We start from the raw sequence: 7,552 nt of genomic DNA on the forward strand, positions 1-7,552 counted from the left end.
TAAATGCAATAAAACTTTATAAAAAGTTTGGATTTAAGGAAATTGGATTATATGAAAAATATTTTAAAATTGATGAAGAATATTTTGATGCTGTGATGATGAATTTATATTTATAGAAATATAAATATATTGATTTTGAAGGAGGGACTCTCCAAAAATCCAATTGCATCAGCTAATCTTTCACGAGATAGACTTGAAGTAAAGTATGAGTTTTTTAGTATGATATTAATATCTCCCGAAGATAAGTATAAATTCGTTGAATTTCTTGAAAAGGAAAATGAAAATATAAAAATTATTATGTAGGGTTAGATATAATATTTTAAGGACGTGATAGTGTGGGGCATAATTTAGATTTCTTAATAGAAATAATATCTTTTGGATTAATCATTGGTGGTGTAGCCTTAGGTATACAACTGAATTATTTATTCTTTATACTACCTATATTAGTTATAATCTTCTTATTAATATATCAAAAGAAGAAAAGAGAAAAGTATATTAAAATGCAAATGAAGATAATTAAAGATCAATGGGGAAAAGAAAGAGAAGAAAGTTTAGGGCTTTCAAACAAAGAGGATTTACATAATTTTCTATCAAAAAAGGAAGAAGTCTGTTTTAAAATTGATAATATTACCTGGTTTGATTTAGATATGGATACTGTATTTAGTAAAATGGACCATACTATGAGTTTGCCTGGTATACAATATTTGTATTATATTCTTAGGAGACCTTTCTTTGAAGAAAATGTACTTAAAAAAAGAAATAAAAAAATAAATTTATTACGAGAGAATAAAAGTATTTCACATGAGATACAATATCTTATTTCTATATTAGGTAAAGAAAAAGGTACAAAAATATTTACATACTTTGAAAATGGTCTTAATGTGGATACGAAACCATTGATGATATATGAGTTATTATCTTATTTACCTTATCTGCCATTAGTATTATTTTTCTTTAATACTCAAATTGCTTTTTCTTTATTCATCCTTGTAATCATGGTAAATGCAGGGATTTATAATAGTAATAAGCGCAGAATATATGAGGAAATGGAAACTTTTAAATATTTAGGAAGTCTCATTAATTGTGCAGAAAATATAGTAAAATTAAATAGTGATGGCTTAAACGAAGAGTTAATTTTACATGAACATGAATTAAAAGAATTATTAAAAAAGACAAGAAGGATAAAAAAGAATATTTCAAAAATAAACTATAATGAAGATTTAAAAACAGAGACTCAAGTATTGATGGATTACTATAATATGATCTTTTTAAGAGAACCAAAAGTATTTTATAAAACTGTTAAACAGCTTAATAAACATAAAGAAGATATTTTTAGAATATATACTATAATTGGAAAAATAGACGCATATATATCTGTTGCTTCCTATACTTCGGGGTTAGATTATTATGCTGAACCTAATTTAAAAAATGAAAGCTCAAAATTGTATCTTAAAACAAAAGAAATGTATCATCCTTTGTTAGATAATCCAGTTCCATATTCTTTTGAACTGAGCAATAAGGGTGCTTTAATTACAGGTTCCAATGCTTCAGGAAAATCTACATTTTTACGGACTATAGGTATAAATGCTATTTTGGCTCAAACATTATATATGGTATTGGCAAAAGATTATAATTCATCTTATTTTAAATTATTTACCTCAATTGGTACTACAGATAGTATTGTTAAAGGAGATAGTTATTTTATGGCAGAAGCTAAGGCATTAAAAAGAGTAATTGACTCTCTTAGGCCTGATTACCCAATACTATGTATTTTAGATGAAATATTTAGAGGTACTAATACTACAGAACGAATTAGTGCTGCTAGTGTAGTATTAAACTATATGATTGATAAAAATGCCTGTGTTGTAGCTGCAACTCACGATTTAGAACTAACAACTTTAGTAAATAGCAGATATGAAAACTATCATTTTAAGGAAACTATTGAAAACAAGGATATAATATTTGACTATATATTGAGAAAAGGAACTTGTGTAAGCCGGAATGCTATAGCAATTTTAAAATATTTAGGTTATCCAGGTGAAATATATGAAAAAGCAGTTATGCAAGCAGAAAAATATTCATAATTAAAGGTCATTTTTTATTATTTATGAAACAAACTAATTTAACAAAACTTCACAAAAAATAGAACTCTAAGTTAGAGTTCTATTTTGCTAATTTTAACTTTGCTATATCGTTCCAATTTTTTGATGTTATAAATTCTATAGTGTTTAGTTCGTTTGTCAATGTATCTACTTTATTATTTATTTCCTCTCTAAACTCTGTTAAATTAGCAGTTTGTTCTATTATAGCCTTTATATCTTTTTTTATTTCCTTCTGTCCTATCTCAAGGCTTTTTTGCCTTTTCTCAAGTTTTGTTTGCCCTATCTCAAGGCTTTCTTGCCTTTTCTCAAGTTTTGTTTGTCCTATCTCAAGGTTTTCCTGCCTTTTCTCAAGTTTTGTTTGCCTCATCTCAAGGTTTTTCTGTCCTTTTTCAAGATTGTTTTGTCCCACCTCGAGGTTTTTTTGTCCGTCCACAAGATTTTTCTGTCCTACTTCAAGGGTCTCTAACTTTTGTAACACTATTTGTTGAAATTCTTCATTACTCATAGCCATTTTTTCAACCCCCTTGCCGATATATTCTATTATTATTATATCATATTATATAGTATTTACCTATAATAAAGGTAAATAAAAATTTTAAGATTGATTTATTTATATTAATAAATGATTAACCCTTTGATTATAGTAAATAGTGAAGTTTTAAAATGAAAAACATAAAAATATTGGATTTGTTTAAATAATATATGATATGATTAAATTACAAAAGAAAATAAAAATGGGAGCTTAGTTAAACTTTGCTGAGAGGAACTATGATATTGGTTCGACCATATAACCTGATTTGGATAATGCCAACGTAGGTATCATATAAGAATGGATAATGAGACTTGCTATGGCAAGTCTTTTTTATATAAAAAATGGAGGGATGTTGATGTTTCAAAGAATTTTTAAAAATGTACAGGAACGAACTCCAATTGTACATTGTATAACTAATTACGTAACGGTAAATGATGTAGCTAATATTATTTTAGCTTCAGGAGCATGGCCAATAATGGCAGACGATATTGAAGAGGTATCAGATATAACATCCATATGTAATTCTCTAGTTTTAAATATAGGAACATTAAATTCTAGAACTATAGAGTCTATGGTAAAGGCAGGTAAAAAATCAAATGAATTAATTCACCCTGTGGTTTTAGATCCTGTAGGAGTAGGTGCATCTAGGCTTAGAATGGATACAACTTTAAGATTATTGAAAGAAATTAAGCTTTCTGTAATTAGAGGAAATGCTTCTGAAATTAAAGCAATACTTAATAAAACAGAAACCTCTAGTGGAGTTGATGTTAGCTTAGAAGATAATATAAATGAAGATAATATTGATGAATATATAGAGATGGGAAAAGAGATTAGTAAGACAAATAATGCAGTAGTAGCAATTACTGGACCTATAGATATAGTTACTAATGGTAAAAAAACTTATCTTATAAGGAATGGAGATAAAAATATGGGAAGAATAACAGGAACAGGCTGTATGTTATCAGGTTTAATAGGAGGATTTATAGGAGCAAATTCAGAAAATATTTTAGAAAGTACAGCTTTAGCTGTTGCAGCTATGGGACTATGTGGGGAATTAGCAAACGAAAAGTCAATTGGAAAAGGCTTGGGGACAGGCTCTTTGAGAACATATTTAATTGATTATATGAGTAATTTAAATGAAGAAAAATTAAATGGGGGAATGAAAATTGAAGTTAAGTAGAAAAGACATGCTCCTTTATTTAGTTACAGATAGAACTTGGTTAAAAGATGAAACTCTTCCTGGAATTGTGGAGTCTATATTGAAAAATAAGGCTACCTTTATTCAACTTAGAGAAAAGAATCTTGATTATAATAACTTTAAAGAATTAGCTATTAAAGTGAAAAGGGTTACTGATAAATACAAAGTTCCCTTTGTAATAAACGATAATATCCACATAGCTATGGAAGTAGATGCAGATGGGGTACATATTGGACAATCTGATCTAGTAGCTACAAGGGCAAGGAAGGCATTGGGAAAAAATAAGATACTTGGAGTATCTGTAAGTAATGTAGAGCAGGCTATAGAAGCTGAAAAAGCAGGAGCTGATTATTTAGGAGTAGGTTCTGTATTTATTACAACATCAAAATTAGATGCAACTAATGTAGAAATGGAAGAAATAAAAAAGATTACAAAAACTGTTAATATTCCGGTAATAGGTATAGGAGGTATAAATAAAGAAAATATACATCTTCTGAAGGGTAGTGGATTAGATGGAATTGCAGTAATATCTGCAATACTAGCCCAGAAAGATGTGGAAAGAGCAACAAGAAATTTATACAAACTTTCCAAGGGGGTATTCAGTGAAAGCAGCAATATTTGATTTAGATGGAACTCTTATTGATTCCATGTGGTTATGGGAAGGGTTAGCTGATAATTATTTATTATCTATCGGAATTAAACCACCTAAAGATTTAGGTGAATCTTTGAAAGTGCTGACCTTAAAAGAAGCCTGCTTTTATATAAAAGAAAGATTTAGGCTTAAAGATACACCTGATGAAATTAATCAAGATATGGAAAAATTACTGGCTGATTATTATAGTAACCGACTTCAATTAAAGCTTTATGTATTGGAGATTTTAGAGGAATTTAAAAGTAGAAATATAAAAATGGCTATAGCTACTGCTACAGATGAGCATCTTGTTTCAATGGTTTTAAATAGATATGGTATAAAGGATTATTTCGAATTTATTCAAACTGTTGAAAATATTGGATTAAGTAAAGAACAGCCTGAATTTTTTAAAACTGCAATTAATCGTTTGAAACTGGACCCTAAAGATATATGGGTATTTGAAGATGCTCTTCATTGTATAATATCGGCAAAGAAATGTAATCTAAATGTCGTTGCAGTTAAAGATAAATCAACTTTGCCTGATTTAGATGAAATAAAAAAGGCTGCAGATATATATATTGATGATTTTAGTCAATTGGAGGTAGATAAATTATGGAAAAATTATTAACTATAGCAGGGACTGACCCTAGTGGAGGGGCAGGTATACAAGCGGATTTAAAAACCTTTGCGGCACATAAAACTTATGGGATGAGTGTTATTACTTCAGTAGTGGCACAAAATACTACTGGGGTAACAAATGTAATAGACTTGCCCCCTATATTTATAGGGGAACAGTTAGATGCAGTTTTTACTGACATTTATCCAGATGGAATAAAAGTTGGTATGATATCAAATGAAGAAATAATAAAGGTTATAGTTGAAAAACTAAAAGAATATGAGGCTAAAAATATTGTAATAGATCCAGTAATGGTATCAACTAGTGGAAATTCATTGATGAAATCTACAGCAGAAAAAGTTTTAATTAACGAATTATTACCCTTGGCAGATATTATTACACCTAATATGCCTGAAGCAGAGGTCTTAAGTGGAATAGAAATAAAAAGTAAAAAAGATATGGAGAAGGCTTCTAAAATAATCGGGGAATCTATAAAAGGAGCTGTATTAGTTAAAGGTGGACATCTAGAAGATAGTGCAGATGACGTATTATATATGGATGGTGAACTTTATTGGTTGGAAGGTAAAAGAATAGAAAATTCTAATACCCATGGTACAGGCTGTACATTGTCTTCGGCTATAGCAATAAATCTTGCTAAAGGAATGAATATATTAGAAGCAGTAGAAAATGCTAAAATATATTTAACTGGGGCAATTAAATCAAACTTAGATTTAGGAAAAGGCAGAGGACCTTTAAATCATTTGTACAATATTTAAAAGAAATAAAAAAAGCATCTGAATTCAGATGCTTTTTTTATTTTTGAGAATACATAGCTGATATTAAAAAAGCTCACAGATTTTAGGGTTTTTCATAGATTATTAAGAAAGGAGTAATAAAAGGAGAGGGAAGTAAATATCATAATAAAGGGAAGAATGATGATATTATCTAAAGGAGGGGGCAAATGCTCAAAAAACTTAATAATCTAAATATGAAAAGAAATTGGAAGGAAGCAATAGTCTTTTATATCGCCTACTTACTATTACTATTGCTAATTTGTTTCTTAGTAGGCGTTATAATCGGAATAATTAACCCTTATGCTAGTGAAGAAGTAATAGATAAAATTGCTACGTTTCTTATTGCAGCTTACTGTATAATACTGTATTTCATTATCTATTTTAAAAAACAAATGAGTTCATTTTTATACATTATACTCGGAATAATTACTGGTGTACTCAGTCTATTACTAGGTGAAATCTTTTCTCTGATTATTGTAGCTTTTCTAACAACGAGAGATGATGAATCGGAAATTGAGACTGATGCAGAAGTAAGTGATACGGAAACAAGTTAATTGTTCATAATTTTTATGTGAAGTTATCGGCAGAAACCAGATGTAATTGCATCTGGATAGATGCCGATATTTTTTCTTTAAAATCTAGTTACTGTGGACAGGATAGGGAAAGTACAATATGTAATAAATCTTAGAACCTTTTCATATCTTTTAGAAATTTATTTTGAAGAAGGAGTTTGTTATAATATGTAGAATATTCTTATAGAAGGTCAGGCTATATATAGAGAGAGATGGAGGAAGGATATATATGTTTAAAAACCTAACTGATTTTGGTATGGAAAGAAATTTGAAGGAAGCAATTGGTTTTTATATTGTCAGCTTGTTATTATTTATATTAATAGGTATATTACTTGGTCGTATCTTTGTAAGAATTAATCCTTGCATTAGTGACGAAGGCATAGATATTTTTTTAATTGTTATAACTGTAGTTTATTGCATAACACTTTATTCTATTATCCATTTTAAAAAACAAATGGATTCATCTGAATACATTAAAACCTTAGCGACTGTCGTAGGATTAATTTTTATATTAGGTGAAATATTTTCTTTGCTATTTATAGCTATTCTTACAATGGCGAAGAATGAATCAGAAACTAGGGATGATGAAGAGAAAATTGATGTAGAGAGATATTAATTATTTATAAATTTATTGTGAATTATTGGTTAAATAGATATCATGTAATTTAAGCTTTTTCAAATTTAATGTGTAACCGTATTAAATAAAATGTATATAAAAGTCACGGTAGGACTGTGGCTATTTTGTGTTCAAATTATGTCTATTTTTACATGTAATACAAGTTCATGTTATTAAAAATACAATAATTTGATTAAAAGTCGTAGGTTATATCTAGGATTTTTATATAGAAAACTTAAAAGGAGGCAAAAAAAGATATTTACAAAGTTATTAGGATTATTAGTTTATTTATATGAGAGTGATTATGTATGAAGCCATACTTGATGTATTTTTTAGGAATATTTAGACTTAAAAAAGTTATGGAATTGATGACCATTTAAAGCTTCACAATAAGTATATTTAATGGGCGTAAAGGTTACTTTAAAGAAGAAGGTTTTCTATTGGAGATAATTAGAACTTTTCATTTTAAAATTAATAAAAAGGGTATCGTC

General features: G+C 28.4%; 9 protein-coding genes and 1 riboswitch. Of the genes, 8 read left to right on the plus strand and 1 reads right to left on the minus strand.

The annotated features are described in order from the left end of the window. The first annotated feature begins 129 nt into the window (after window positions 1-129). Window positions 130-303 carry a PH domain-containing protein gene (locus VK071_02905; GenBank protein HLR34260.1) on the plus strand — a complete coding sequence of 58 codons (174 nt, stop codon included), beginning with the start codon at window positions 130-132 and terminating at the stop codon, window positions 301-303. A 32-nt stretch (window positions 304-335) separates the two neighbouring features. After that, window positions 336-2,084 carry a hypothetical protein gene (locus VK071_02910; GenBank protein HLR34261.1) on the plus strand — a complete coding sequence of 583 codons (1,749 nt, stop codon included), beginning with the start codon at window positions 336-338 and terminating at the stop codon, window positions 2,082-2,084. Window positions 2,085-2,163: 79 nt separating this feature from the next. On the opposite strand, the gene VK071_02915 is transcribed toward VK071_02910, so the two are convergent. Continuing rightward, window positions 2,164-2,613 (minus strand): hypothetical protein, encoded by a 450-nt coding sequence (locus VK071_02915; GenBank protein ID HLR34262.1) that lies wholly within the window; start codon window positions 2,611-2,613, stop codon window positions 2,164-2,166. Window positions 2,614-2,826: 213 nt separating this feature from the next. Continuing rightward, a riboswitch (TPP riboswitch) is annotated at window positions 2,827-2,938 on the plus strand. A gap of 51 nt (window positions 2,939-2,989) precedes the next feature. Between VK071_02915 and thiM the strand changes: the two genes are divergently transcribed. The 6 genes from thiM to VK071_02945 all read left to right on the plus strand — a co-directional run bounded on the left by thiM (window position 2,990) and on the right by VK071_02945 (window position 7,061). Further along, window positions 2,990-3,814 carry a hydroxyethylthiazole kinase gene (thiM, locus tag VK071_02920; protein HLR34263.1) on the plus strand — a complete coding sequence of 275 codons (825 nt, stop codon included), beginning with the start codon at window positions 2,990-2,992 and terminating at the stop codon, window positions 3,812-3,814. Beyond that, window positions 3,801-4,454, plus strand: a complete 654-nt coding sequence (thiE, locus tag VK071_02925) for a thiamine phosphate synthase (protein ID HLR34264.1) — start codon at window positions 3,801-3,803, stop codon at window positions 4,452-4,454. The genes thiM and thiE overlap by 14 nt, the downstream gene beginning before the upstream one ends. Further along, a complete protein-coding gene (locus VK071_02930; GenBank protein HLR34265.1) occupies window positions 4,435-5,091 on the plus strand; it encodes an HAD family phosphatase in 657 nt (218 codons plus the stop codon). Before thiE ends, VK071_02930 begins: the two co-directional genes overlap by 20 nt. Further along, complete coding sequence (gene thiD, locus VK071_02935; protein HLR34266.1) at window positions 5,076-5,855, plus strand: bifunctional hydroxymethylpyrimidine kinase/phosphomethylpyrimidine kinase; 780 nt, start codon at window positions 5,076-5,078, stop codon at window positions 5,853-5,855. The genes VK071_02930 and thiD overlap by 16 nt, the downstream gene beginning before the upstream one ends. 185 nt (window positions 5,856-6,040) lie before the next feature. After that, window positions 6,041-6,427 (plus strand): hypothetical protein, encoded by a 387-nt coding sequence (locus VK071_02940; GenBank protein ID HLR34267.1) that lies wholly within the window; start codon window positions 6,041-6,043, stop codon window positions 6,425-6,427. A gap of 247 nt (window positions 6,428-6,674) precedes the next feature. After that, entirely contained in the window at window positions 6,675-7,061 is a 387-nt protein-coding gene (locus tag VK071_02945) for a hypothetical protein (GenBank protein HLR34268.1), read from the plus strand. The last annotated feature ends 491 nt before the right edge of the window (window positions 7,062-7,552 follow it).

This window comes from Tissierellales bacterium (assembly GCA_035301805.1).
Classification (GTDB): Bacteria; Bacillota; Clostridia; order Tissierellales; family DATGTQ01; genus DATGTQ01.

What these genes read in the sequence shown, in the direction of transcription:
- VK071_02915 (HLR34262.1), bottom strand. Translation starts at nt 2,613, where the DNA reads ATGGCTATGAGTAATGAAGAATTTCAACAAATAGTGTTACAAAAGTTA.
- thiM (HLR34263.1), top strand. Translation starts at nt 2,990, where the DNA reads ATGTTTCAAAGAATTTTTAAAAATGTACAGGAACGAACTCCAATTGTA.
- thiD (HLR34266.1), top strand. Translation starts at nt 5,076, where the DNA reads ATGGAAAAATTATTAACTATAGCAGGGACTGACCCTAGTGGAGGGGCA.
- VK071_02940 (HLR34267.1), top strand. Translation starts at nt 6,041, where the DNA reads ATGCTCAAAAAACTTAATAATCTAAATATGAAAAGAAATTGGAAGGAA.
- VK071_02945 (HLR34268.1), top strand. Translation starts at nt 6,675, where the DNA reads ATGTTTAAAAACCTAACTGATTTTGGTATGGAAAGAAATTTGAAGGAA.